This is a genomic window from Streptomyces sp. MUM 203J, assembly GCF_022414595.1.
In the GTDB taxonomy this organism is placed as follows: domain Bacteria; phylum Actinomycetota; class Actinomycetes; order Streptomycetales; family Streptomycetaceae; genus Streptomyces.
The window spans coordinates 89,498-113,389 of sequence record NZ_JADWYO010000012.1 but is presented as its reverse complement, the minus strand read 5'-3'; the positions used below and the strand labels follow the sequence as shown (position 1 = coordinate 113,389).

The window sequence follows — 23,892 nt, the reverse complement described above, 5'->3', positions numbered from 1 at the left end:
GGGCCGCGCCAGTCCCGTCGGCGGCGGCGGCGGAGCCCGCCCGTCGCCCGGGCTCGGGCAGCGGCCTCCCGCTCGGAGACGTGCGGCAGGAGTGCCGCGGGCTGGCCCGCGCCGCCGTGCGGCTCGACACGCGGGCCATGGAGACGCTGCTGCAGCGGGTCGTCGACGAGTACGGGCTCGTCACGGCCTGGGAGGAGGTGCTGGCGCCGACGCTGCACGCCGTGGGGCGCAGATGGGAGTCGTCGGACGACCGCTACGTCGAGGTGGAGCACCTGCTCTCCTGGCAGGTGTCGACCGCGCTGCGCAGGGCGGTCGTCACGGGGCGTGCCGACGCGTGGGCGGCTCCGGTCGTGCTCGCGTGCATGCCGGCGGAGCTGCACACCCTGCCCCTGGAGGCACTCGCCGCCGGCCTGGCCGAGCAGGGCGTGCCGACGCGCATGTTCGGCGGCGCCGTCCCCGCGGAGGCCCTGGACGCCGCAGTGCGGCGGTGCGGCCCGGCGGTGGTGGTGCTGTGGTCGCAGGCCCGCTCCACCGCGAGCCGCGCGCTGGCCCGACACGTCGCCGGCACGGCCTTCGGTCCGAGAGGCGCGCGGACGACCCCGCTGGTCCTGCTCGCCGGCCCGGGCTGGGCCGGGCGCCCTCCCGGCGCCGGGATGCTGCGGCCTCACGGGCTGCGGGAGGCGCTGGACCTGATCACGAAGTGGTACGAGGAGACCGCCCGGGTCGCCGGCGGGTGAGCGCTCCTCCGGGGGCGCCCGCCCGGTGGCCGGGACGTGCCCTCGTGGCGGGCGCCCGCCCGGCCGGGCCCGGTGTCCGCGGGGACATCGGGTGCCACCGGAAGGGCCGGGACGCCGTCTGCGTGTGGGGGACTCAGCCGACGGGGCGCGGTCGGCGGGGGCCCGCCCCGGTGCCCGTGGGCCGGACGATCGGGTCGGGGTAGTCGAAGACGGCCCGGTCGAGTCCGGCGAGCCGCCAGGGTTCGTGCACCGTGGCGCCCCCGAGACCGGCGAGCTCCGGAACCCACCGGCGCACGTACGCCCCGTCCGGGTCGTGGCGCCGTCCCTGGCGGACGGGGTTCAGGACGCGGTGGGGGCGGGTGTCCGTGCCCGTGCCCGCCACCCACTGCCAGTTGAGCTGGTTGTTCGCCACGTCGCCGTCCACCAGCAGGCCCAGGAAGTGACGAGCGCCCTCGCGCCAGTCGACGCGGAGCGTCCCGGTGAGGAAGGACGCCGTGATCAACCGGCCGCGGTTGTGCATCCAGCCCTCGTGCGCGAGCTGCCGCATCGCCGCGTCGACGACGGGGTATCCGGTCCTGCCCTCCCGCCAGGCGGCCAGGTCCGCCGAGGCGTCGCCCTCCCGCAGGCGTCCGGCCTGTCCGGGCCGGTAGTCCGCGGTAGCGCTCCCGGGGCGGGCCGCCAGCACCTGGTGGAAGAAGTCACGCCAGCACAGCCCGCGGACGAAGGCCTCGGCTCCGGCACCTCCTCTGAGCCGCGCCCGGTGCACCACCTCGACCGCCGACACGGCCCCGAAGTGCAGATACGGGGAGAGCCGCGAGGTCGCGTCGCCCGCGAGGTCGTCGTGGCGTTCCCGGTAGGTGTCGGCCCGTCGGGCCAGCCAGTCCCCGAGCCGCCTGCGCCCCTGGGACTCCCCGCCCGCCGCGAGGCCCGCGGATGCCCCGGCGACCGCGCTCCGTGAGGGGAGGGGCTCGGATCGCAGGTGCGAGGGGACCCGCACCGCCCGCGGGGCGGGCAGCGGACCGCGCAGCGGCGCCTCGGCCCAACGCCTGAAGTACGGGGTGAAGACCGCGAAGTGGTCGCCGCCCTGAGGGGTGAGGGCGCCGGGCGGCACGGCGGTGACGACGGCCTCGTGGACGTAGAGCCGGCAGCCGTCCGCCTCCAGGGCACGACGCAGCCGCGCCTGCCGTGCGCGGGCGAAGGCCGAGTGGCCGGCCGCCATGTGCACCTCGTCCGCCTGCGCCTCCCCGACCAGCGAGCACACCTCGGCCACCGTGTCGCCGACGCGCAGGACGAGCCTGCCCCCGCGATCACGCAGCGCCTTGTCGAGGTCGGCGAGGCAGTCGGCGAGGAAGGCCAGCCTGTTGGGCGCCGCGAAACCGGCCCGGTCCACCGCGGGATCGCGGACGAACAGCGGCACCACCTCGTGGGCGCCCTGCAGCGCGGCCCGCAGGGGCGGATGGTCGTGCACGCGGAGGTCGGCGGTGAACAGGACGACGGACACGCTCATGGTGACACTCCCGGTGAACCGGCCGTCGGATCCGCCACGGGCCCCGACGGCGGACGACTGCGCTGCTACGCCGGACTCTTCCGCGCCGACCCGTCCGGTGGATGCGGCGTACCGATGTGCGGCCGTCCCCGCCGCCGGAGCCGACACGACCGCCGCGCACGGGCTCCGCGCGGGGCCGCGCCGCCGGCTCGTGCGGCCGGACCCTCCGACGTGCGTCCGGGGCGGGCCCTCCGACACCGGAGGGAGCGCCGGCCGGCCGGCACGGACGACGAACGCGCACCGATCACTCGGCGGGCCGCGCGGGCTCCGCCGTCACGACGAGGTTGCGCTGGTAGCCCCCGACGGCGTCGTATGGCGGCGCGCAGGTGACCAAGGTGAGAACCGGATCGCCGGTCCGGGCGAAGACGGAGCCGGGGAGCCGGTCCTTGTCGACGGTGACGCGCGCGGTGATCCGGTAGGACAGCGGCGGGGCATCGGCTCGTTCGACGACCACCGTGTCCCCGGGGCGAGCCCCGAACAGCGCCGCGAACTCGCCAAGTTCCCCGCTGCGGGAATCGACGTGCCCCATGAGGACGGCGGATCCCGAGGGGTCCCCCGGGACCGGGCCGAAGCGATACCAGCCGGCCTGCGCGGGGTCCTCGGGGACCTCCGCGGTGCCGTCCTCACGCACCCCGACCGGCACGACCGCGGCGTCGAGTCCGAGGCGTTCGATCTCGACACGGACGGGGAGCAGGCCGGCCTCCTCGTCGGACGCCGGCAGGCGGCTCCCGGCGTCCCGGGCCGGGTGGACCGTCACCCCGCCGTCCGCCGCGGGCGGCGACGGTCCGGGCGTCACGATCGACGTCGGGCGCGCGAGATCCGGGGCCTCGGGGTGCCGTTGATCGAGGGAGACGCCGAAGGCGAACGACGCGATCCCGGCGGCCGCCACCGCGGAGACCGCGGTGGCGTCGCGGAGGAACCTCCCGGACCGGCCGGTGCTCCTACCTCCCTCAGGCACGATCGCGTGCCCTCAGGTGCCTGACGGTGAGCGCTCCCGCGAGAGCGAGCAGACCGAAGCCGGCGGAGTAGGCGATCCACGCGTCGGAGTCGTTCGTGCCCGCCCCGAATCCGGCGTTCACCGCGGAGGGCGTCCCGTGCGAGGCGGCCAGTGTCTGCACCTTCAGGGCGAGGTTGTCGTCGGTGGCGCTGCCCCAGGCGTAGACGACGGTGCTGGTGCCCTCCTTCAGGTCGAGGTCGGCGGGACCGAGGACGACGTCGTCGGTCCCGGCGAGGACGACGTCGGCCGAGATCGTTCCGGCCGACACCTCGGTGGTGTCCTCGTCAGGGTTCTCCAGTCCCTTGAAGACGGGCTGGTCGCCTGCCCGGACGTCCACCGCCGGCGCCGCGGCGACGTGACGTACCGTCAGGCGGGCTTCTCCGGCGGGCACCTGGGACACATCGTTCACATAGGCGTCCAACCGGGGTGTTCCGTCGGCCGACAGGTGGGCGACGACGGTCGCGTCGGCTCCCGCGGGCGCCTCGACCGTCTTCTGGATCGCTGGGGTGCCGCTCGGATCGGCACCGGCCGGGAAGATCTCGATGTCGTAGGAGCCGGCCGGAAGCGCCTGCGGCTCGGTGAGAGTGCCCGGCTCGAAGCCCGCGAGCAGCTCGTCCCCGTTGGCGTACACGTCGACGGTCAGGCCGGGAACGGCATGGAAGACGGAGACCATGGCCTCGTCGTCCTGCGCGGCGGAGGCGGGCCCCGCGGCTCCGACCGCGAGTGCGCACATCCCGATAGAGGCGGCTACTGCGACGCTGGTGCGGAGTTTCATCGTTCCGTGTCCTTTCGGGGGACGCGCTCTGGGTGAGAGCGCGTACCTGTTCTTCACCGCCGGACGGCCGAAGGGATGCAGTCCTTTCGGGAAGCGGGTTCGCGACGCTCTCCGGGCCTCGGGGCAGGGTGCGCCGGACCAATGCACAATCGATGCGAATTGAATGCCGTGCCGCATCGGCGGATCTTCGCCAGGGACGAGGTCGCGTCGGACTGAGGAGCGCGCCATGACGGCCCTTCGCACGACATCTCCGAGCATCGGTCGAGGAGAGCGCCTCGGGCTGCCCGACCGGTCGCCGGCCGACGAGGGGACACGCGTCCCCCGCCGGGCCGATCCCCGGCTCGACGCCGCCCTCGCGGCACGATTCACCGCGGGCGACGAGGACGCCCTGGCCCTCGCCTACCAGCGCTGGTCGCCCCTGGTCTACACCATGGCCCGGCGCTCCCTGGGAAACCCGCAGGACGCGGAGGACGTCACCCAGCAGGTGTTCCTGGCCGCCTGGCGGGGACGGGCGGGCTTCCGCCCGGAGCGGGGCGCCCTGGCCGGCTGGATCGTCGGCATCACTCGCCATGCCATAGTCGACGCCCTCGCCGCTCGCACCCGCAGAGCGGACACGGTGCGCGCCGTCGCCGAACGGAACGGCGAAGCCGTGCGGCAGCACAGTGGTGACGAGAGCGACGTGGCCCTCGACCGGGTGCTCGTCGCCCAGAACCTCCGGTGCCTCTCCCCCGTGCAACGGCGGCTGCTGGCCATGGCCGTCTACGGTGACATGACGCAGAGACAGATCGCGGAGCGAACCGGCCTTCCGCTCGGCACCGTGAAGAGTCACATCCGCAGGGCCATGATCGTCCTGCGTCGGCTGATGGGGCCGTCTCGCTGACCCGCTCGCACGCCCCCGCCCGGTCGGCCGAAGCCCCGTCCGCCACGGAAGGCCCGTCGGGACAGCGTGCGGCCCCGCTCCTCCCGGACCGCCCCGCTCTGCCCGCCCGTCGGCGCCCCGAACAGGGCGGCCCCGGCGACGGCGGCGACGAGACCGGCGAGGACGGCGGACAGGGACGCGTCCGCCCGGAGCCCGCGGTGGGTCCGGCGGGGCGTGCGGCGGGGCGTGCGGCGGGAGCGGCCGGTTCGGCGGTCGCCTCTCCGGGGGTGTCCGTCCCGCCGGTGCCGGTGCTCGACGGTTCTTCCCTCGGCGGCTCGGCCCCGCAGGGAGGCCTGACCGCGCCTCCCGGTCCGGCGTCACCCCTATGGGGCGACCGGTGCCGTCGGGCTCGCCTCGTGCCGCTGCCACACTGTCCCCGTGATGGAACTGAACGGGCGGCCTGTGGAGAGGGAGGCGCTCAGGGCCATGGCCCTGACCAACTACGGGCACTTCACGACCCTGCGCGTCGACGACGGGCGGGTACGGGGCCTCGGGCTGCACCTCGCGCGGCTCGCGCGGGACTGCCGGGCGGTGTTCGGCGCCGAACTCGACACGGACCGCGTCCGCGCGTACGCCAGGCGGGCCGTGGCCGGGCCGGGCGGCGGCTCCCGCGCGGTCGTCCGGGTCAGCGTCTTCGACCCGGACCTGGACATCGGACGCCCGGCCGCGCCCGCCACGCCGCACGTCCTGGTGACCCGCAGGCCCGTGGGCGCGCTGCCGCTGCCGCCGCTGCGGGTGAAGACGGTCCCGTACGTACGTGACCTGCCCGCAGTCAAGCACCTGGGCCTGTTCGGCGCCCTGCACGCCCGGCGGGCCGCGCAGCTCGACGGCTACGACGACGCGCTGTTCCACGGCCCGGACGGGCACGTCTCGGAGGGCGGTACGTGGAACGTGGGTTTCGTACGGGCGGACGGCACCGTCGTCTGGCCCCGGGCCGACGTGCTGCCCGGCGTCACGATGGCCCTGCTGCAGCAGGCGCACGCCCACACCACGGAGCCGGTCACCCTGGCCGAGGCGCCCGGCATGCGGGCCGCCTTCGCCACGAACGCGAACGTCGGTGTCCGCGCGATCGCGGCGCTCGACGACACGGCCCTGGACCCCGGCCATCCCGTGACGGCCGCCCTGCGGGCCCGCTACCTCGCCCTGCCGGGGGATGAGCTGTGAGGGGCCCGGCTCTCTGCTGAGGGCCGGGCGGTGCCGTGGCTACCGGTCGGTGAAGATCTCTTCGGCGGTGGCGGCGGTGAGGGCGCGGGCGAGCCAGGTGCGCGTGATCTCCGGGTCGGCGCTGCGGGTGATGCGTTCGCGGATGCCGTCGGGGACCGTGATGCCCCGCTGTTCGAGAACGAACAGGACGTCCTCGGCGGCGCGTTTGGCTTCACCCTGTTCAAGGCCCTGCTCCAGGCCCTGCTCCAGGCCCTGCTCGCGTCCCTGTTCGCGGATCTCTTCGGAGATGTCCGAGGTGTAGAAGGAAAGGTCCACGGCCACCAGGTTCCTCCAGATGTGCTTGGCCGGGTGCTTGCCCAGGCCCTGTGCGACGAATTCGACAACGGGGTTGACGACGTTCTGCGGCTGGTTCCGCAGCGCGGTGGACAGTGCCTTCAGTATCACACCGACCTCCGGGTCGGACACGTGCGTGATCGCGGAAAGCGTGGCCAGGGCCAGGTCGTCGGCGGCTTCGACGGGGTCGGTGATCACGGGCATGTTGTGCGGCCCGGCCACCAGCGGGTACAGGCTGTACGTCGTCCAGGCGCCGTGCCCGAAGTGAAAGGGCTCCGCCGCCCACTCCGCCGTGGCCCGGTCCTGGCAGACGACCAGCAGGAGCGGGAACAGCCCGTACTTCTCGTGCACGTGCGTGCAGTAGTAGGCCCAGCTTCCGGGCTTCGCCGGGTCCTTCCTGCCCTGGGCCTCGATCGCGACGAGAAAGGCTTCGCCCTTCCCGGTCTCGAAGCGCAGCAGGGTGTCCACGCGGCGTTCGACGGGCCGGGTCTCGGTCAGGTCGGTGGGCATGACCGAGACGGAGGTGGGCTGAGGAAGATCGACGCCGAGCACCTTGGAGACCTTGGAGAAGAGCCCCGGGTGCTCCTGGAAGATGCGGTGCATGGCTTCATGAGGTGAGTTGACCATGTGGCTCCTGTCCGGTCACATGCCCTCGGAATATGTCCCGGCAACCATAGGATGCCCAACCGGCCCCATTGCCAGTCCAATTGGGTGTATTCACCCGAGCGAGTGAGCCGGCCCTGCGGAGGCCGTGTGCGGGGTGCGGCCGGCCCCGTCTTGACCCGTGCCCGGCGCTCGGAGGAGAATCCTGAACTGATGTTCCAGTTTCTGGTCTCGTCGTTCGGGTGCCGTCGGGAGCGTGGCATGGTGTGGGTGCTGTTGGCGGGGGCGATCACCGCGGAGGTGAGCGCGACGCTGGCGCTGCGCTGGGCGGACGGCTTCAGCCGGATCGGCCCGTCGCTGCTGGTCGTGGCCGGGTACGCGCTGTCCTTCTACCTGTTGTCGAAGGTGCTGGGGCGGGGGCTGCCGCTGGGCGTGGCGTACGGGATCTGGTCGGGGGTCGGGGTGACGCTGGTGGCCGTGCTGGGGGCGGCGCTGTTCGGTGACCGGCTGTCGTGGGCGCAGGTCGGGGGGATCGCGCTGGTCGCCGCCGGGGTGTTCGTACTGGAGACGGGGAGCGCCCATTGACCCCCGGATCACCCCCCGTCGTGACGGACGGGCGGCTGCGCAAGGGTGAGGCCCGGCGGCGGGCGCTGCTGGAGGCCGCGCTGCGGGTCGTCGCGCGGGACGGGGTGGCCGGGGTGACGCACCGGTCGGTCGCCAAGGAGGCGGGGCTGCCCGCCTCCTCGGCCGCGTACTACTTCGGCAGCGTCGACGACCTGCTCGTCGCCGCGCTCGTGTGGGCGGCCGACGCGTACTCGGCGCTGCTGCGCGAGGCCGCCGCCGCGCCGGACCCGGTCGCCGCCCTGGCGGCTGCCCTGGCAGATGAACTGGCCGAGGAGCGGAGGCCGTTGGTCGCAGCCGAGTACGAGCTGTACCTGCTCGCCGCCCGCCGCCCGGCCCTGCGGCCCGTGGCGGCGCGCTGCGTGGACGACCTCGCGGCGCTGGCCCGGGGGTGCGTCGGCGACGCACCGGGGGTGGTGACGGCGTTCTGCGCCGGGGTGGACGGCCTGATGGTGCAGGCGCTCGTCACGGGGGCGACGCCGGGCGGGCCGGAGATCGAGGCGGTGCTGCGGCGGCTGCTGGCGCGAACCGCGGGGTGAGCGCCGCGACGCCCGGCGCGCCTGTGCCGGTGGCCGCACGGGCGGGAGTGCCGGACGGCGAACGGGCCCGGGGAGCGGAACCCGGCCGGGTGCGAGCCGTGCCCGCCCCGCACCCGGCGGCCCGTCGGTGCGGGCCTCGTCACCGGGGCCGGTCCCGCGACGGGCCGCGCGGCCCGTCCGCCGCCTACCGCAGGGTGAACGTCGTGATCACCGCCGCGTGGTCCGACGGCCAGTCGTTCGTCTTCACCCGCGGCCACGGCCGGACGTCTCCGGCCGCGTACGTCTCCGAGCCGAGGACCCGCAGCCGCGCGCCCGCGTACAGCACGTAGTCGATGCGGTCCTGGGGCTCGGGGCGGCCCGAACCGTCCTCGTGCTCGTCGTGCACCGGCGACCAGGTGAAGCCCGGCGCCCGGCGCGGGTCCGGGTGGGCCACCCGGTACGAGTCGAGCAGCCCCGCCTCCTCCGCCAGCCGCGTGACCGGCCAGGGCACCGGGCCGTGACCACCGTGCAGCGGCGCCGTGTCGGGCGTCCAGTCCAGGTGCGACGGCACGTTGAGGTCGCCCGTCAGGACGACCGGCGCCCCGTCCTGCGCCGCCGCCAGGTCCTCGCCCATCGCCGCCAGGACGCCCCGCATCCGGCCGAGCCGCCCCGAAGCCTCCTCGTGGTCCAGCAGTTCCGGCACGGGCAACCGGTCGAAGCACGCCTCGTACGGGCCGTACGGCGTGTGGTCGAGGTGCGCGGTCCACACCGACACCTCCCGCCCCTCCTCCAGCCGCACCCGCACGCCGAGCCCGCCGTAGAACCCGAGCCCCGGCGCCTCCGCCCGCGCGACGACCGGGTGACGGCTGAGCACCGCGAGACCCGTACCGGCCTGGTGGTGCTCCCAGCCCAGCGCCTCCGCCAGCTCGCGCGCCGCGACCGCGTCGGTCTCCTGGAGGCCCACCACGTCGACGTCCGCCGCCAGCAGGGCCTTGACCTGCTTGGCGCGCGCGTCGTCGACGTACCTCCCGCCGTGCCACAGGTTCCAGCTCATCACCCGCAGCCTGCGTGACCCACCGGCCAGCGACCGCAGGAACGGCACGTCCACCCCCTCCAGGCTGTCCCGCACCGTCCGCCCCGCCGCCGGGCCGATCGGCGCCATGGACGGAACGGCCAGCACCCTGCAGCCCGCCGCCTCGGCGGAGGCGACACCCGTGGGCGTGTCCTCCACCGCCACGCACGCCCCGGGCGTCACGCCCAGCGCACGCGCGGCGGCGAGGTACGGGTCCGGCGCGGGCTTGGTGCGCTCGGTGTCGTCGGCCGTGACCGTGACGGCGAAGCCGACCGCCTCGCCCAGCGCGGCCAGCACAGCGTCCACGACCGACCGCGGCGAGGCCGTGACCAGTGCCGTCGGCACCCCGGCCGCCGCCAGCGAGGCCAGCAGCTCCAGCGCCCCCGGCCGGGGCACGACCCGGTCCCGCACCCGGTCCGTGAACTCCCTTTCCAGGGCCGCCGCGACCTCGTCCCGCCGCACGCCCTCCCCGTCCCCGCCGGTCATCCGCCACAGGTGCGCCGCGGTGTGCTCGACCGGGCGGCCCAGCACCTCCGGCAGGTCGGCGTCACCGATCTCGTACGCGAGCGTCGACGCGACGTACTCGACGGCCTGCCACCACAGGGTCTCGGTGTCGACGAGCGTGCCGTCCATGTCGAACAGGACGGCCTGCAAGGTGGGTTCGGGCACGTTGCCTCCTCTTGGCGGGTCCACAGGACCCGTCGGCCTGCGGGTTACGGAACGCGGGGTGCGACCAGGACCGGGCGGTCGGGCAGCGACACCGTCACCGCCGCCCCCGGGCCGAGCGCGGCGGCCTCGTGTGTGGGGACGTCCGCCTTCACGACCGTGCCGCCGTCCGCGCACTTCAGGGTCACCCGGGTCACGGCGCCCAGGAAGGCGGTGGCCAGGACCCGCGCCTCACCGGAAGGGTCGGCCTCCACCTGCACGGCTTCGGGGCGCACCAGTGCGTCGACCTCGGGCCCGGCGGGCGCGTCCCCGTCGACGTGCAGCCGGCGGCCCAGCACCTCCACCGTCCCCGGCCGGTCTGTCGTGAGCCGCCCCGGGATGCGGCTCATCGTGCCGACGAACTCCGCCACGAAGGCGGTCGCCGGGCGTCCGTACAGTTCGGCGGGCGCGGCGCACTGCTCCAGCCGGCCCTTGTTCATGACCGCCACACGGTCGGCCATGGACAGCGCCTCCTCCTGGTCGTGCGTGACGAACAGGGTGGTGATGCCCAGCTCCTGCTGGAGCCGCCGGATCTCCTCGCGCAGGCTGAGCCGGACCTTCGCGTCCAGCGCCGACAACGGCTCGTCCAGCAGCAGCACCCGGGGCCGCAGGGCCAGCGCGCGGGCGAGCGCGACGCGCTGCTGCTGGCCGCCGGAGAGCTGGTGCGGGTAGCGGGTGCCCTGCCGCGGCAGGCCGACCAGCTCCAGCAGTTCGGCGGCGCGGGCCCGGCGCGGTCCGGGGCGCTCGCCGCGCATCCGCAGCCCGAAGGCGACGTTGTCGAGGGCGTTCAGGTGCGGGAAGAGGCTGTACGACTGGAAGACCATCCCCGCGTCCCGGCGGTGCGCGGGGACGCGGGTGATGTCCTCGCCGTCGACGAGGACTTCGCCGGAGTCGGGGTGCTCGAACCCGGCCAGCATGCGCAACGCGGTGGTCTTGCCGCAGCCGGACGGGCCGAGCAGAGCGAGCAGCTCGCCGGGCTCCACGGCCAGGTCGAGTCCGTCGAGCGCGACCGTGCCGCCGAAGTCCCGGCGCAGGGAGCGGAACTCGACGGAGGCGGGGCCTGAGGGGCCTGCCGTCACGGGGGTGGTGTTCACCATGGTGTCTGCCACGGTCAGTCACTCCTGGGGGTGGTACGGGACGCGGGGCGGCGCCCGCCGAGGAAGGCCAGCGTCAGCAGCAGAGCCCAGGTGACGAGCAGGCTCATGACGGACACGGCGACGGACATCTGGGCCTGCGAGCCGGAGATGTTGACGATCCACACGGCGAACGGCCGGAAGCCCAGCAGCTGGGCGACGGTGAACTCGCCGAGCACCAGAGCCAGTGTCAGGAAGGAGGCGTTGAGCACAGCCGTCCGAAGGTTCGGCAGCAGCACGCCGACCAGCGCCCGGGGCCAGGAGGCGCCGCAACTGCGTGCCGCCTCCGTCAGAGTCCGCACGTCGACCGCCCGGAGCCCCGCGTCCAGCGCCCGGTACACGAACGGCAGCGCCATCACGGTGTAGGCGAGGACCAGCACGAACGGGAACTCGGGGTTCTGGATCGCGACGAACGTCTGGAAGAAGGGGGTGGCGGCCAGGTGGTCGGGCCCCCAGCGGAGCACCGTGCCGAGCCCGGCGACGAACGCGATCGGCGGCAGGACCAGCGGCATCGAGCACACCACCTCCACCACCGGGCGCAGCCGGGGCGCGCCGAGCCGCAGCGCGACCATGGCGGGCACCATCAGCAGCAGCACGACGGTGATGGTGGCGGCGGCCAGCTCCAGGGACAGCAGGAGGCTGGAGACGAATCCCTCCGTGGTCAGGATCCTCGCGTACGCGTCCAGGGTGAGGCCCCGGCCCGGCACATCGACGGTGAAGACCACCGAAGAGGCCATCGGCACCAGGAAGTACACGGAGGCGAGAGCGAGGACGAGCACCCGCCAGAGAGCCGTGCGGCGGGTCGTCGTCAGTCCAGCCATCGGGCGCTCCGTCGTTGCAGGGGGATGTACACGGCCATCACCAGGCCCGCGATCACCACCATGTCCAGGCTGAGCGCCAGGGCCACGTTCTCCTGGCCGACGAGGACGTTGCCGGAGATGGCGTCCGCGATCTGGAGGGTCACCAGGGGGACGGAGCTGCCGACGATGGCGGCGGCGGTGGCGTGCGCGGCGAAGGAGCTGCCGAAGAGCAGGACCAGCCCGCCGAGCAGCGACGGCGCGAGGACGGGAAGGGCGACGTGCCGCCAGTACTGGTACCCGGTCGCCCCGTTGTTCCGGGCCGCCTCGCGCCACTGCGTCCGCAGGCCGTCGAGTGCGGGGGTGATGGTGAGCACCATCAGCGGGATGAGGAAGTACAGATACGTGAGGGTCAGCCCCCAGAAGCTGTACAGGCTCCAGCCGTGCTCGGTGAGGCTCAGTCGGCGGGTGAGGACACCGGCGTTGCCGAGGGTGGCGACGAACGCGAAAGCGAGCGGTACACCACCGAAGTTGGCGAGGACACCGGACGCGGTGAACACCGCGTTCCGCAGGGTCCGGCTCCCGCTGGACACCACGGCCTGGGCGAGGACGAGCCCGAGGGCGGCGGCGATCACCGCGGCGGTGGCCGACAGCTCGACGCTGCCGGCGAGGGCGGTGAAGTAGGCGCCTTCCAGGGAGGCCGTGAGGTTGGCCGTGGTGTACGTGGTGGCCCCGGTGACCGGGTCCTTCACGGTGAACGCGCCGTTCAGGATGGCGATCGCGGGCACTCCGAAGCTGACGGCGACGAAGACGAGCAGCGGCAGGACGGCGAGTCCCCCGCGCCCCGTACGGCGTCGGCGTTTTCTCGGAGGCTCCGGCCTCCCCGCGGCCTGGACCGGCACGTGGACGTGGGCCGGAGCCGGGGCCGGGGCGGGCGCGCCCGGGCCCGCCGGGCACACGGGCCCGGGGGCCGGGGCGGCGCCCTTCGCTGTGGTGGTCGGGTCGGTCATGGCGTCGTCAGCCGGCGACCGCCGCGCCCCAGCCCTGGGCGAGGACCTTTTTCGCCTCGGCCTGCTGGGCCTCGGTCGGGAAGGACGGGGTGCCGTCCACCTTCGGCAGCTTGGCGGCCGCCTCCTTGTCGGCGGTGCCGTCCTGCACCATGGCAGGGAGCAGCGCGGGCCGCGCATACCCCTTCAGCCACAGGTTCTGGCCCTCGGCGCTGTACAGGTACTCCTGCCAGAGCCGGGCGGCGGCCGGGTGCGGGGCGTCCTTGTTGATCGCCTGGGAGTAGTACTGCGAGAACGTCCCGTCCTCGGGGACGCTGACCTGCCAGTCGACGCCCTTGCTCCGGAACTCGTCGGCGTAGCCGGCGTTCAGGTAGTCCCAGTCGATGGTGATGGGCGTCTCGCCCTTCTCGACGGTGGCCGGAGTGGCCTCGACCGGCGTGTAGTTGCCGTTCTTCTTCAGCTCCTCGAAGAAGTCCAGGCCGGGCTGGATGTCGTCGAAGGAGCCGCCGTTGGCGAGGGCCGCCGCGTACACCCCGGCGAAGGCCGAACCGGACTTGGTGGGGTTGCCGTTGAGCGAGACCTGCCCCTTGTAGACCGGCTTCAGCAGGTCCTTGAAGGTCTTGGGGCATTCCTTGACCCGCTTGGCGTCGCAGCCGATGGAGACGTAGCCGCCGTAGTCGTTGTACCAGCGGGCCTCCGTGTCCTTCTGCCCCTCCGGGATCCTGTCGTACGCCTCGACCCTGTACGGGGCCAGCAGGCCCTGCTGTGCGGCGCTGATCGCGAAGGACTGGCCGAGATCGAGCACGTCGGGGGCGCGGTCCTGGCCCTTGCGGGAGGTGACGGCGTTGATCTCGTCCTGGCTGCTGCCGTCCGGGTTCTCGACCTCGACCTTGATCCCGTACTTCTTGCTGAACCCGTCGATGACGGCGCCGTAGTTGGCCCAGTCACGGGGCAGGGCGATCGCGTTGAGCGTGCCCTCCTTCTTGGCGGCGGCGACCAGGGCGTCCATGCCGCCGAACTCCTTGGCGGAGGCGGCGGTGGCCGCGCTCCTGCCGTCGGCGCCGTCGGCGCCCGGGGTCTTCGCCTCGGGGGCGCTGCCGCAGGCGGTGAGGCCGAGGGCGGCGGCGGTGAGGCCGCTGAGGAGGAGGGCGGCTCTGGGGAGCGGCTTCTTGCGGGACGGGGACACGCTCACGATCTCTCCTGGGGGAAGGAAGACGGGAACTTGTTTGAACAAGTCGGCCCCAGTAGGCCCGCCGGGAATGGCGTGAAAGTGAACACGGGGAGAAGGCCTGAGCGCCATCTGCCAACGCTCGGACACCCGTGTGCCCGACAACAAAGGGTCCGGAGCCGACCCGTTTACGCTGCTGCCTCAGGCGCACATGCGCGCACAGCGGCAGGCTGGCGACAGAGGAGGGCCCAGTGGCGGGGGCGGCACGGCACGAACAGATCGCGGACGAGCTGCGGCGCGCGATCGACGCCCAGGAGTACCCGGTCGGCGCGCGGCTGCCGTCCGAGGCGGAACTGGCGTCCCGGTACGGGGTGTCGCGCGGCACCGTACGGCAGGCGGTGTCCGCGCTGACCGCCGAGGGGCTGATCGGCTCCCGCCAGGGAGCCCGCCGGGTGGTGCTCGCCAGCCGCCGCAGCCAGAGCTTCGCGGAGCTGCGCAGCTTCGCCCAGTGGGCCGGGGCGATGGGCCGGGCGGCGACCGGCGAGGTCGTCGCGGCCGAGCGCCGCCCGGCGACCGCCGAGGAGGCCGCCCGCCTCCACCTCCGCACGGGCGCGGACGTTCTGCACGTGCTGCGGGTGCGGGGGCTGGACGGGGAACGGGTGCTGGTGGAGCGGACGGTGTACGCGGACTGGATCGCGGACGCGGTGGAGCGCATAGCCCCCGACTGCCCCTCCGTCACCCGGCAGCTCTACCAGGACACCGGACTGGTCTTCGCCTACGGAGAGCACATCATCGACGCGGTCGCGGCGGGAACCCGGGACGCGGACCTCCTCGGGGTCCGCCGCGGCAGCCCGCTGCTCCGGGTCCGCCGGGTGACCACCACCCACGAGGGGCGCCCTGTCGAGTGCTCGGACGACCGCTACCGCGCGGACGCGGTGAGCTTCGCGATCCACAACTCGATCGGCTCGAACCCCCTGACCCGCCGCCATCGACCGGGCCGGACGGGCCCCGTATCGTGGCAGGCGACCGAGGCGTGACGGGGCAGGGGGGACAGTGATGCCGGGCTGGATCTGGGTGATCCTCATCCTCTTCTGGACGGGCGGCTTCGCCTGGGCGGCCGAAACCGGCCGCACGGCGCTGCGCAACCGCCACAAGCGGAAGCTGGAGCGGCTGGAGGCGGACAAGCAGCACCGCCTGGCCCTGGAGGCGGCGACCAGGCCCCCGGAGCCGATCTGCGGCTGCACCCACCACCTCGCCAAGCACGACAGGCAAGGCCGCTGCCACGAACGCGTGGAGATCCCCACGGCCTGGGACGAGAACAAGAAACCCCTGCGCTACGAGCCGGGCCAGTGCAACTGCCAGCAGTACGTAGGCCCCCAGCCCCTCTCCCAGGTCTACGCGGACGAACTCACGGACCTGGACTGAGCCCGCCCGCACGGTGCGCGGGCCCTGCCCGGCGCCGACGCCGGTGAGAGCGTCTCCCGTCCGAGAGGGAGGCGCTGGAGGGCCGCCCGCCGTCCCGTCGTACAGCCGGTCCGGCGAGTGCACGCGGGCCCAGGCTCCGTCATGGCGTTCGGGGGCCGGTTCCCCGCCCGGGGGCGGTCCCGCGCGTTCACCGAATTCACGGCCTGGAACCCGTCTCGGGTCCGTCAGGGGCCGTGCCCGCGGCCTGGTCGGCCTGCGCCCGGGCTGCGGTCCGTGCTCCGGAACCGTGCGAACGGGCACGGCGCCGGGTGCGGCGAGCGGCCCGCCCGGCCGGCCGGGAGGGAGCGCCCTCGCTCGGCTACGCCCGCCCCATGCCCCGCGTCAGCGTGATCTCGATGACCACCCGGTCCGGGTTGGGGGAGGGCGTCCGCCCGTACCGTTCCGCGTACCGCGCCACCGCGTCGGCCACGGCGTCGGCCTCCGCGCGGATCACCGCGCGGCCCTCCAGCGTCGCCCAGCGGCCGCCGTCGGCCTGGCAGACCGCGACCGGGGCGCCCCCGGGGCCCGCCGCCAGGACGTTCGCGACCTTGCGGCTGTGCTTGTTGGTGATGACCCGCGCGATCCCCTTCTCGCCGCCCTCGGGGTCGTACGTCACCCCCACCGCGACGACGTGCGGTGTGCCGTTCGGGCGAATCGTCGTCAGTGTGCACATGTGGCGCTCGCGCCAGAAGCTGACATAGGCGGCGTCGGGATGCCGGAGGTCTATGGCCATGGGCCGGAACCTACCCATAGTCACTGGCACCCACCACCTTGAGTGTCATAGACTCAAGTTTGTGGACGTTGGATGAGTCATAGGAAGGGATCCACGTGGACGCCGAGCTGACCAACAAGAGCCGGGAGGCGCTCAGCGCCGCCTCCAGCCGTGCCGTGTCCGCCGGACACGCGGACCTGACCCCGGCGCACCTCCTCCTGGCCCTGCTGTCCGGCCAGGACAACGAGAACCTGACCGACCTGCTCGCCGCCGTCGAGGCCGACCAGGCAGCCGTGCGGTCCGGGGCGGAGCGCCTGCTCGCCGCGCTGCCCAGCGTCACCGGCTCCACCGTCGCCCCGCCGCAGCCCAACCGCGAGCTGCTCGCGGTGATCGCGGACGCCCAGGCCCGGGCCCGCGAGCTGGGCGACGAGTACCTGTCGACCGAGCACCTCCTCATCGGCATCGCCGCCAAGGGCGGCCAGGCGGGCGAGCTGCTCACCCGGCAGGGCGCGAGCGCGAAGAAGCTGATGGAGGCCTTCGAGAAGTCCCGTGGCTCACGCCGGGTGACGACCCCGGACCCGGAGGGCCGGTACAAGGCGCTGGAGAAGTTCGGCACGGACCTCACCGCCGCCGCCCGCGAGGGACGCCTGGACCCGGTCATCGGCCGTGACCAGGAGATCCGGCGGGTCGTGCAGGTGCTGTCCCGGCGTACGAAGAACAACCCCGTGCTCATCGGCGAGCCCGGCGTCGGCAAGACCGCCGTCGTCGAGGGGCTCGCCCAGCGCGTGGTGAAGGGCGACGTCCCGGAGTCGCTGCGCGACAAGCGGCTCGTGTCGCTCGACCTCGGCGCCATGGTGGCCGGGGCGAAGTACCGGGGCGAGTTCGAGGAGCGGCTGAAGACCGTCCTGTCCGAGATCAAGGAGAGCGACGGCCAGGTCATCACCTTCATCGACGAGCTGCACACCGTCGTCGGTGCGGGCGCCGGCGGCGACTCCGCCATGGACGCGGGCAACATGCTCAAGCCGATGCTGGCCCGCGGCGAGCTGCGCATGGTCGGTGCCACGACGCTCGACGAGTACCGCGAGCGCATCGAGAAGGACCCCGCCCTGGAGCGCCGCTTCCAGCAGGTGCTGGTCGCGGAGCCGAGCGTCGAGGACACCATCGCGATCCTGCGCGGACTGAAGGGCCGGTACGAGGCCCACCACAAGGTCCAGATCGCGGACTCCGCGCTGGTCGCCGCCGCGACCCTCTCGGACCGGTACATCACGTCCCGCTTCCTCCCCGACAAGGCGATCGACCTCGTCGACGAGGCGGCGTCCCGCCTCCGGATGGAGATCGACTCCTCCCCGGTTGAGATCGACGAACTCCAGCGCGCCGTCGACCGGCTCCGCATGGAGGAGCTGGCCCTGAAGAACGAGACGGACCCCGGGTCCGTCCAGCGGCTGGAGAAGCTGCGCCGCGACCTCGCGGACCGGGAGGAGGAGCTGCGCGGGCTGACCGCCCGCTGGGAGAAGGAGAAGCAGGGCCTCAACCGGGTCGGTGAGCTGAAGGAGCAGCTCGACGACCTGCGCGGCCAGGCCGAACGGGCCCAGCGGGACGGCGACTTCGACACCGCGTCCAAGCTGTTGTACGGGGAGATCCCGGCGGTCGAGCGGGAGCTGGAGGCCGCGACGGAGGCCGAGCAGGAGGCCGCCGCGCGGGACACCATGGTCAAGGAGGAGGTCGGTCCGGACGACATCGCGGACGTGGTCGGCTCCTGGACAGGCATCCCGGCGGGACGCCTGATGGAGGGCGAGACGCAGAAGCTGCTCCGTATGGAGGAGGAGCTGGGGCGGCGGCTCATCGGCCAGCAGGAGGCCGTACGGGCGGTGTCGGACGCGGTGCGCCGCACCCGCGCGGGCATCTCCGACCCCGACCGGCCGACCGGCTCGTTCCTCTTCCTGGGGCCGACGGGTGTCGGCAAGACGGAGCTGGCGAAGGCGCTCGCGGACTTCCTCTTCGACGACGAGCGCGCGATGGTCCGCATCGACATGAGCGAGTACGGCGAGAAGCACAGCGTCGCCCGGCTGGTGGGCGCGCCCCCCGGGTACGTCGGCTACGAGGAGGGCGGCCAGCTGACGGAGGCGGTGCGCCGCCGCCCGTACAGCGTGATCCTCCTCGACGAGGTCGAGAAGGCCCACCCGGAGGTCTTCGACGTCCTGCTCCAGGTGCTGGACGACGGGCGGCTGACGGACGGCCAGGGCCGGACGGTCGACTTCCGCAACACCATCCTGGTGCTGACCTCGAACCTCGGCAGCCAGTTCCTGATGGAGCCGACGTCGACCGAGGCGCAGAAGCGGGAGCAGGTGCTGGAGGTGGTCCGGGCCTCCTTCAAGCCGGAGTTCCTGAACCGCCTGGACGACATCGTGGTCTTCTCCGCCCTGACGCGGGACGAGCTGGCGCGGATCGCCCGCCTGCAGATCGACCGGCTGTCCCGCCGCCTCGCGGAGCGCCGCCTGGCCCTGGACGTCACCCCGGAGGCCCTCGACTGGCTGGCCGAGGAGGGCAACGACCCCGCGTACGGCGCCCGGCCCCTGCGCCGCCTGGTCCAGACGGCCATCGGGGACCAGCTCGCCAGGGAGATCCTGGCGGGCGGGATCAAGGACGGCGACGTGGTCCGCGTGAGCCGTGTGGACGGGGGGCTCGCGGTGGGCACGGCCGAGTAGCGGGCCGGACACGTCCGGCGGCCGGGCCGGGCCGCGGTTGTCCCGGCCGGCCGCCGGTCCGCCCCGGCCCGGTTCAGGTCTCGTCCGGGTGGAGGCCGACGAGGGCCGTGTCCCCGCCCCCGTACGCCGCCGTCACCTCCGAGGCGACGGCCCCGCCCCTCGTGCCGGCCGCCGTACCGGACGTCCGCGCACAGGTCCTGTCCGCGGGATCCCGGTGGGCCGGCCTCGGGTGCCGGAACGAGGACTCCGGCCGTCCGGCGGCCTCGGAGCACGGCCTCCGGAACGTCACGTCGAAGGACGCGGCGTCTCCCGGGCGAAGGCCGCCTCCGCGCAGTCGTCGCCGGTGTTGTTCTCGGCCACGGTCATGGCCGCGTACCACCCGGAGCCGACGGCCGACCCGAACGCCCCGAAGAGCACCGGCACGCCCGGTACGGACCCGGGCACGGCCCACGACCAGGCCCGCCGTCCGGTTCCCGGCCGGACGGCGTTCACACCCGCGTGTCGTCCCCCATGGCGGGAGATCATGTCAGCCGGGAGCGGATCGCCGTCATGTGGGCTTGCCAGCCCCGGTCCGGCATGGGAGAGGATGGCGGCATCCGTATGAAGGGAAACACCCGGTGAGCATCGACCCGTCCTCGATTCCGAACTTCGGGGCCCAGCCGCAGCAGAACCAGCCCGCGGGGCCGCCTCCGGGCCCCGTCGTGCCCGACCAGGACCTGGTGAAGCAGCTCCTCGAGCAGATGGAGCTGAAGTACGTCGTCGACGACGAGGGTGACCTCGCGGCGCCGTGGGAGGACTTCCGCACCTACTTCATGTTCCGCGGCGAGGCGGAGCAGCAGGTGTTCTCCGTGCGCACCTTCTACGACCGGCCGCACCCGGTCGAGGACCGCACGAAGATCCTGGAGACCATCGACGACTGGAACCGCCGCACCCTGTGGCCGAAGGTCTACACCCACCTCCACGAGGACGAGCAGGGCGGCGCCACCGTCCGGCTCATCGGCGAGGCGCAGATGCTCATCGGTACGGGTGTCAGCCTGGAGCACTTCGTGTCGTCGACGGTGAGCTGGGTCCGCGCGTCGATCGAGTTCGACAAGTGGCTGCTGGAGCAGCTCGGCCTGTCGGAGTCCGAGAACGGCGAGGACAAGCCGGGCGACGAGGCCTGAGCCCCCGGAACACCGCCGGGGCGGTGACCCGATCGGGTCACCGCCCCGGCGGTGTCGTATCGCGGCCGGGCTGGCCCGCCGTTCAGAGCCGGGCCAGCCTGTCCGCTGCCTCGCGGAGCACGGCCTCCTTCTTGCAGAACGCGAATCGAACGAGCGTGCGGGCCATGTCGGCGTGGTCGTAGAAGACCTGGTTCGGCACGGCCACCACCCCGCACCGCTCGGGCAGCGCGCGGCAGAAGGCGACTCCGTCCTTCTCGCCGAGTCCGCCGATGTCCGCCGTGATGAAGTACGTGCCCCGCGGGTCGTAGACCTCGAATCCGGCCGTGCGGAGCCCCTCCGCCAGGATGTCCCGCTTGCCGCGCAGATCCGCGCGGAGCGTCTCGAAGTAGTCCCCGGGCAGCCGCAGCGCCTCCGCGATGGCGTACTGGAAGGGGCCCGACGCCACATAGGTCAGGAACTGCTTGGTCGTGCGCACGGCGGCCGTCAGTTCGGGCGTGGCCGTCAGCCAGGCCACTCCGCGTTCACGCACCTATTGGTCCCGGCTTCGTACCGGGCCGGGCCTGGCCGGGCCGAAAGGGTGGGGGCCTTCAGCTTCCATTCCACCTTGCGCGATAGAAATCAGAGCACAATCAGAGTACGGTCTGAGTATGAGCATCGCGCACCTGGCGTTCGAATCGGAATCTGTCTCGTTCACCGATCTGTCGCGGAACCCGAAGGCCGTCGCCGCCAGGGCCGCCGCTCTGGGATGCCTGCGTGTCACGCACCGGGACGCGCCCGACATGGTGCTGACCACGGCCATACACGCCGAGCGCACCGAGGAGAACCTGACCACCGCGTCCCGGCTGTTCCTTGCCCTGATGAAGCAGGACGACGGCGCCAAGTCGCTTCTGCTCGCGCTGCCCGAGGTGTTCCCGTGGGTGCGCCACCTGGACACCGAAGAAGTCCGGGAATTCACCGTCGAGCTCCTGGACGCGCTGTCCGACGCCGCCGAGTTGGGCGCCAGGGAGGCTGTGCACCGAGCGATCGTCTCGTGGCGGGCGACCGCCCGCATCAACGCCGACCCCGACCAGCTCGGGGAAGCACTCCGCCCGCTTGGTGACGTCGACCTCGGCCCCGTAGAGGTGCACGAGTGAGCCCGAAGAAAGGCGATCGGGTCAGTGTGCCTCCGCTGAGTGGCTGGAACGTCATTTTCGGGACAACAGAGGCTGCGAACGGGTGGGAGGAGCTTTGCCGGGTGGCGCTGCCGAACGCGCATCGCTGTCTGGAGACACTTCGTGCGGACCCGCTGTCGCGATCCAACTGGAACCGCCGGCACCAGCTCCGAGGCAGGCACGCCACCCGGGAATGGAAGGGCTCCGAGCTGGAGCAGTGGGAGTACGAGATCACCAGCGGCGGCCGGGTCCGCTACCTGGTCAGCACGGACACCTCGACCGTGATCCTGGTGTACGCCTCCCCGCGACACCCGAAGGACACGGAGTAGCGTCAGCGGCCAGGGAACCGGCCCCCTGAGGCCCCCGGGCCGTTCATCCTCGGCCGATCCGACGACAGGGTCAGGCGGTAGCGTGCCACCGTGAGGAGTGCTGCGGACAGGCGGGACGAGTGACGTGCGGATGAGGTTCGAGCCCGAGGCCGAGGAGGAGTTCGAGGCCGCGAGTGGGCTGCTGGTCGATCGGCTGTTCCGGTGGGCCGGGGACCAGGGGCTGCCGATGGACGGGTTCACGGCCGAGGCGGTACTGGGCTACCGGCACCGGGAGACGGCCGATGGCCGACTGGGGCTGTGGGAGCAGCGCCACGTGGAGGAGGTACTGCTCTCCTGGATCCCCCGGAACGTCACCGAGATCCCCGAGGAGGAACGCGTCGACGCCCCGGGCACCCTGCGCACGCTGCTGCGTTATCTGCACACCGAGCGGTTGGCGGACCCGCGTGGCCCTTCGCTTCAGGAGTCCCTCGCCGCGGTCGACAAGGTCGCGGAGCAGTACCCGGCGGCGATGGCTGATCGCACTCGTTGGGGTCTGGCGAAGTTCTGGACGATGACGGCCGCCGAGCAGGGAGTGGACATCCGGGACGGGGCTGCGCTGCAGCGCTTCGCGGACCGGGCGCGGCGTGGAGAGGCCGCTTATGACGAGCAGGTACTCGGCGCAATCATGGAACAGCGGCTGACCGGCCGCGCGGCCTCCGGCTCGGAGCGCGCTGAGCCGCAGCTGCCCGTCGCACTGCCCGCGGACGACGAGCTGCGCCGGCGGGCAGAGGCGTCGAAGACGGTGGAGCAGTTGCGCGGACTCACCGCGTGGGCGGGACAGGACGGCCGCCCCGTGACGGCGACGGGACGGCTGCGGATGGCCGATGCCCGAGAGCTGGTGGACGCACTCGGCACCGGGGACAGGACCGACGGGGTGCGCTCCTCGGCCGACCTGCCGCGGCTGGGGCTGCTGGTGGAGTGGGCGAAGAAGGCGCGGCTGGTCCGGGTGGTCAAAGGACGGCTGTACGCGGTGGCCAAGGCCCGGCCGGTACTGGCCGACCCACTCCAGTTGTGGCTGTGCGCCTTCGACGCGTGCTTCGAACTGAGGCAGCCCCTGCTCGGGGCGCGTAGCGGCTGGCACGTCGAGTCGATGCTCTTCGACGTCTACGAGGACGTGCTGGGAGACGTGCTGAACACGCTCTACAGCCTTCCGTACCCGATGCCCTGGCCACGGCTGCGCGACACGGTGCGTCTGGTCTATCGGACCTCCTTCCAGCTCGACGGCGGGTCGGATCTCCGGCACCGGACGTGGTTCGAGCACGCCGACCGGGACCTGCGCACGGTGTTCGACCTGCTGGACGGCATGGGCGCGATCGAGCGTAAGCGTGGGATGGCCGACCCGGTGTTCCTCGATGTCGACCTTGCCGACGCCGGACCTGAGCTGCCCGCTGGCATGCCGCCGGAGCTTGCGGAACTGCTGGGCGTCGCAGGGGCGACACCGGACCCGATGGCGCGGGAGCGGGCCGACCGGCGGCGGGAGGAGCTGACCGGCGGGCCGGTCGAGCTCATCCGGCTCACCGAACTCGGCACCCGGGCGGTACGGCAGCGGCTGCTGGCCGTCGGCCGCGACGCACCCCTGATCGGTGAACTGGCCCAGGCGTCGGCGGCCGGGCTGCTGGGCGTGCTGGCCGAGGAATACCCGCCGGACGCCGCCCAGGCGGAGTTGGCCGGCTGGATCGCGGCGCGCGGCGAGCGAGAGGCGGCACTGCGGCAACTGACCGACGCGGTAAGAGTCATGGCTTTCCGCACGCGTGCGCAGGCGATGCTCGGCGTACTGTCGGCGGCGCTGCCGGACGGCGAGGGTGAGCGGCTGCTGCGCATGCTGCGCCGCGATCCCCAGCTCGCGCCGCTGGCACTGAACACGCTGGCACAGCACGAGCTGCTGTCTCCGGAAGACATGACCGACACCGAGCATCTTCTGGTGCTCGCCGAGAACCTGCTCCAGCTCGTGGAGCTGGCGGGCGGCTCGGGCGGCGCCGAGGAGGCGCTGCGCGCCCAGGGCCCGGAGATCAGGGACGCGATCGCCGCCGTGCTGGACTCCGAGCACCCCGACCGGGCCGGTATGGAGGAGCTCGGGCGGTTGGCCGCCGAAGTGCTGCGCGCACCCGCCGCCCGTCCCGGCCGCGCCCACAAGCGGTCGCGTCCCGCCGGCAGAAGCGGCCGCAAACGGCGCCGCTGACCGACGACGGCATCGCCCGGAGCCGCCGGCGCCGGGGAGACCGGCACCGGCGAGG

At 73.2% G+C, this 23,892-nt stretch carries 23 protein-coding genes and 1 pseudogene; 12 read left to right on the top strand and 12 right to left on the bottom strand.

Annotation, left to right across the window (positions count from 1 at the left end; all coding sequences use genetic code 11):
- On the top strand, positions 1-737 hold a 737-nt coding region (locus I3F58_RS09915; RefSeq protein ID WP_240107913.1), incomplete at its 5' end, for a B12-binding domain-containing protein.
- Between the two features lie 133 nt (positions 738-870).
- Here the strand turns inward: I3F58_RS09915 and I3F58_RS09910 are convergent.
- The 3 genes from I3F58_RS09910 to I3F58_RS09900 all read right to left on the bottom strand — a co-directional run bounded on the left by I3F58_RS09910 (position 871) and on the right by I3F58_RS09900 (position 4,055).
- Complete coding sequence (locus I3F58_RS09910; RefSeq protein WP_240107912.1) at positions 871-2,244, bottom strand: deoxyribodipyrimidine photo-lyase; 1,374 nt, start codon at positions 2,242-2,244, stop codon at positions 871-873.
- Positions 2,245-2,527: 283 nt separating this feature from the next.
- On the bottom strand, positions 2,528-3,241 hold the full coding sequence (locus tag I3F58_RS29610) for a class F sortase (RefSeq protein WP_240107911.1): 714 nt from the start codon (positions 3,239-3,241) through the stop codon (positions 2,528-2,530).
- Complete coding sequence (locus I3F58_RS09900; RefSeq protein WP_240107910.1) at positions 3,234-4,055, bottom strand: DUF4397 domain-containing protein; 822 nt, start codon at positions 4,053-4,055, stop codon at positions 3,234-3,236. The genes I3F58_RS29610 and I3F58_RS09900 overlap by 8 nt, the downstream gene beginning before the upstream one ends.
- Positions 4,056-4,281: 226 nt before the next feature.
- On the opposite strand from I3F58_RS09900, the gene I3F58_RS09895 reads away from it, so the two are divergent.
- The gene (locus I3F58_RS09895) at positions 4,282-4,935 is read left to right on the top strand and encodes a sigma-70 family RNA polymerase sigma factor (RefSeq protein ID WP_240107909.1); all 654 of its coding nucleotides are present in this window, start codon (positions 4,282-4,284) and stop codon (positions 4,933-4,935) included.
- A 417-nt stretch (positions 4,936-5,352) separates the two neighbouring features.
- Entirely contained in the window at positions 5,353-6,138 is a 786-nt protein-coding gene (locus I3F58_RS09890) for an aminotransferase class IV family protein (RefSeq protein WP_374207936.1), read from the top strand.
- A gap of 39 nt (positions 6,139-6,177) precedes the next feature.
- Here the strand turns inward: I3F58_RS09890 and I3F58_RS09885 are convergent, their stop codons facing one another.
- Positions 6,178-7,098 carry a hypothetical protein gene (locus I3F58_RS09885; RefSeq protein WP_240107908.1) on the bottom strand — a complete coding sequence of 307 codons (921 nt, stop codon included), beginning with the start codon at positions 7,096-7,098 and terminating at the stop codon, positions 6,178-6,180.
- A gap of 189 nt (positions 7,099-7,287) precedes the next feature.
- Between I3F58_RS09885 and I3F58_RS09880 the strand changes: the two genes are divergently transcribed.
- Together I3F58_RS09880 and I3F58_RS09875 are read left to right on the top strand one after the other, a co-directional pair.
- Positions 7,288-7,659: a multidrug efflux SMR transporter gene (locus I3F58_RS09880; protein ID WP_374207935.1), complete on the top strand. Its 372-nt coding sequence runs from the start codon at positions 7,288-7,290 to the stop codon at positions 7,657-7,659.
- Positions 7,656-8,234 (top strand): TetR/AcrR family transcriptional regulator, encoded by a 579-nt coding sequence (locus tag I3F58_RS09875; RefSeq protein ID WP_240107907.1) that lies wholly within the window; start codon positions 7,656-7,658, stop codon positions 8,232-8,234. Before I3F58_RS09880 ends, I3F58_RS09875 begins: the two co-directional genes overlap by 4 nt.
- Positions 8,235-8,418: 184 nt before the next feature.
- Here I3F58_RS09875 and I3F58_RS09870 read toward each other — a convergent pair whose 3' ends face one another.
- Genes I3F58_RS09870 through I3F58_RS09850 form a run of 5 tightly spaced genes read right to left on the bottom strand, consistent with a single transcriptional unit; the run spans position 8,419 to position 14,119 of the window.
- Positions 8,419-9,954: an HAD-IA family hydrolase gene (locus tag I3F58_RS09870; RefSeq protein ID WP_308354973.1), complete on the bottom strand. Its 1,536-nt coding sequence runs from the start codon at positions 9,952-9,954 to the stop codon at positions 8,419-8,421.
- 44 nt (positions 9,955-9,998) lie between these two features.
- Complete coding sequence (locus tag I3F58_RS09865) at positions 9,999-11,087, bottom strand: ABC transporter ATP-binding protein (RefSeq protein WP_240107925.1); 1,089 nt, start codon at positions 11,085-11,087, stop codon at positions 9,999-10,001.
- A gap of 14 nt (positions 11,088-11,101) precedes the next feature.
- A complete protein-coding gene (locus I3F58_RS09860; protein ID WP_240107906.1) occupies positions 11,102-11,944 on the bottom strand; it encodes an ABC transporter permease in 843 nt (280 codons plus the stop codon).
- Entirely contained in the window at positions 11,932-12,930 is a 999-nt protein-coding gene (locus I3F58_RS09855; RefSeq protein WP_240107905.1) for an ABC transporter permease subunit, read from the bottom strand. Before I3F58_RS09855 ends, I3F58_RS09860 begins: the two co-directional genes overlap by 13 nt.
- A gap of 7 nt (positions 12,931-12,937) precedes the next feature.
- Positions 12,938-14,119, bottom strand: a complete 1,182-nt coding sequence (locus tag I3F58_RS09850; RefSeq protein WP_374207934.1) for an ABC transporter substrate-binding protein — start codon at positions 14,117-14,119, stop codon at positions 12,938-12,940.
- A gap of 227 nt (positions 14,120-14,346) precedes the next feature.
- Between I3F58_RS09850 and I3F58_RS09845 the strand changes: the two genes are divergently transcribed.
- Both I3F58_RS09845 and I3F58_RS09840 read left to right on the top strand, forming a co-directional pair.
- Positions 14,347-15,132 (top strand): GntR family transcriptional regulator, encoded by a 786-nt coding sequence (locus tag I3F58_RS09845; protein ID WP_240107904.1) that lies wholly within the window; start codon positions 14,347-14,349, stop codon positions 15,130-15,132.
- A 19-nt stretch (positions 15,133-15,151) separates the two neighbouring features.
- A complete protein-coding gene (locus I3F58_RS09840; RefSeq protein WP_240107903.1) occupies positions 15,152-15,520 on the top strand; it encodes a hypothetical protein in 369 nt (122 codons plus the stop codon).
- Between the two features lie 358 nt (positions 15,521-15,878).
- On the opposite strand, the gene I3F58_RS09835 is transcribed toward I3F58_RS09840, so the two are convergent.
- The gene (locus tag I3F58_RS09835) at positions 15,879-16,292 is read right to left on the bottom strand and encodes a TIGR03618 family F420-dependent PPOX class oxidoreductase (protein ID WP_240107902.1); all 414 of its coding nucleotides are present in this window, start codon (positions 16,290-16,292) and stop codon (positions 15,879-15,881) included.
- Positions 16,293-16,387: 95 nt separating this feature from the next.
- On the opposite strand from I3F58_RS09835, the gene clpB reads away from it, so the two are divergent.
- A complete protein-coding gene (gene clpB, locus I3F58_RS09830) occupies positions 16,388-18,976 on the top strand; it encodes an ATP-dependent chaperone ClpB (protein ID WP_240107901.1) in 2,589 nt (862 codons plus the stop codon).
- A gap of 285 nt (positions 18,977-19,261) precedes the next feature.
- Here clpB and I3F58_RS09825 read toward each other — a convergent pair whose 3' ends face one another.
- Complete coding sequence (locus I3F58_RS09825; RefSeq protein ID WP_240107900.1) at positions 19,262-19,468, bottom strand: hypothetical protein; 207 nt, start codon at positions 19,466-19,468, stop codon at positions 19,262-19,264.
- A gap of 125 nt (positions 19,469-19,593) precedes the next feature.
- On the opposite strand from I3F58_RS09825, the gene I3F58_RS09820 reads away from it, so the two are divergent.
- The gene (locus tag I3F58_RS09820; protein WP_240107899.1) at positions 19,594-20,139 is read left to right on the top strand and encodes a YbjN domain-containing protein; all 546 of its coding nucleotides are present in this window, start codon (positions 19,594-19,596) and stop codon (positions 20,137-20,139) included.
- Positions 20,140-20,221: 82 nt separating this feature from the next.
- On the opposite strand, the pseudogene I3F58_RS09815 reads toward I3F58_RS09820, so the two are convergent.
- Positions 20,222-20,653 (bottom strand): annotated as a pseudogene (locus I3F58_RS09815) (aminotransferase class I/II-fold pyridoxal phosphate-dependent enzyme); the annotation flags it as partial.
- 133 nt (positions 20,654-20,786) lie between these two features.
- On the opposite strand from I3F58_RS09815, the gene I3F58_RS09810 reads away from it, so the two are divergent.
- From I3F58_RS09810 to I3F58_RS09800, 3 genes are all read left to right on the top strand, one after another.
- Positions 20,787-21,272 (top strand): prevent-host-death family protein, encoded by a 486-nt coding sequence (locus I3F58_RS09810; RefSeq protein WP_240107898.1) that lies wholly within the window; start codon positions 20,787-20,789, stop codon positions 21,270-21,272.
- A 101-nt stretch (positions 21,273-21,373) separates the two neighbouring features.
- On the top strand, positions 21,374-21,619 hold the full coding sequence (locus I3F58_RS09805) for a hypothetical protein (protein WP_240107897.1): 246 nt from the start codon (positions 21,374-21,376) through the stop codon (positions 21,617-21,619).
- 130 nt (positions 21,620-21,749) lie between these two features.
- The gene (locus I3F58_RS09800) at positions 21,750-23,837 is read left to right on the top strand and encodes a hypothetical protein (RefSeq protein ID WP_240107896.1); all 2,088 of its coding nucleotides are present in this window, start codon (positions 21,750-21,752) and stop codon (positions 23,835-23,837) included.
- Positions 23,838-23,892: the final 55 nt, after the last annotated feature.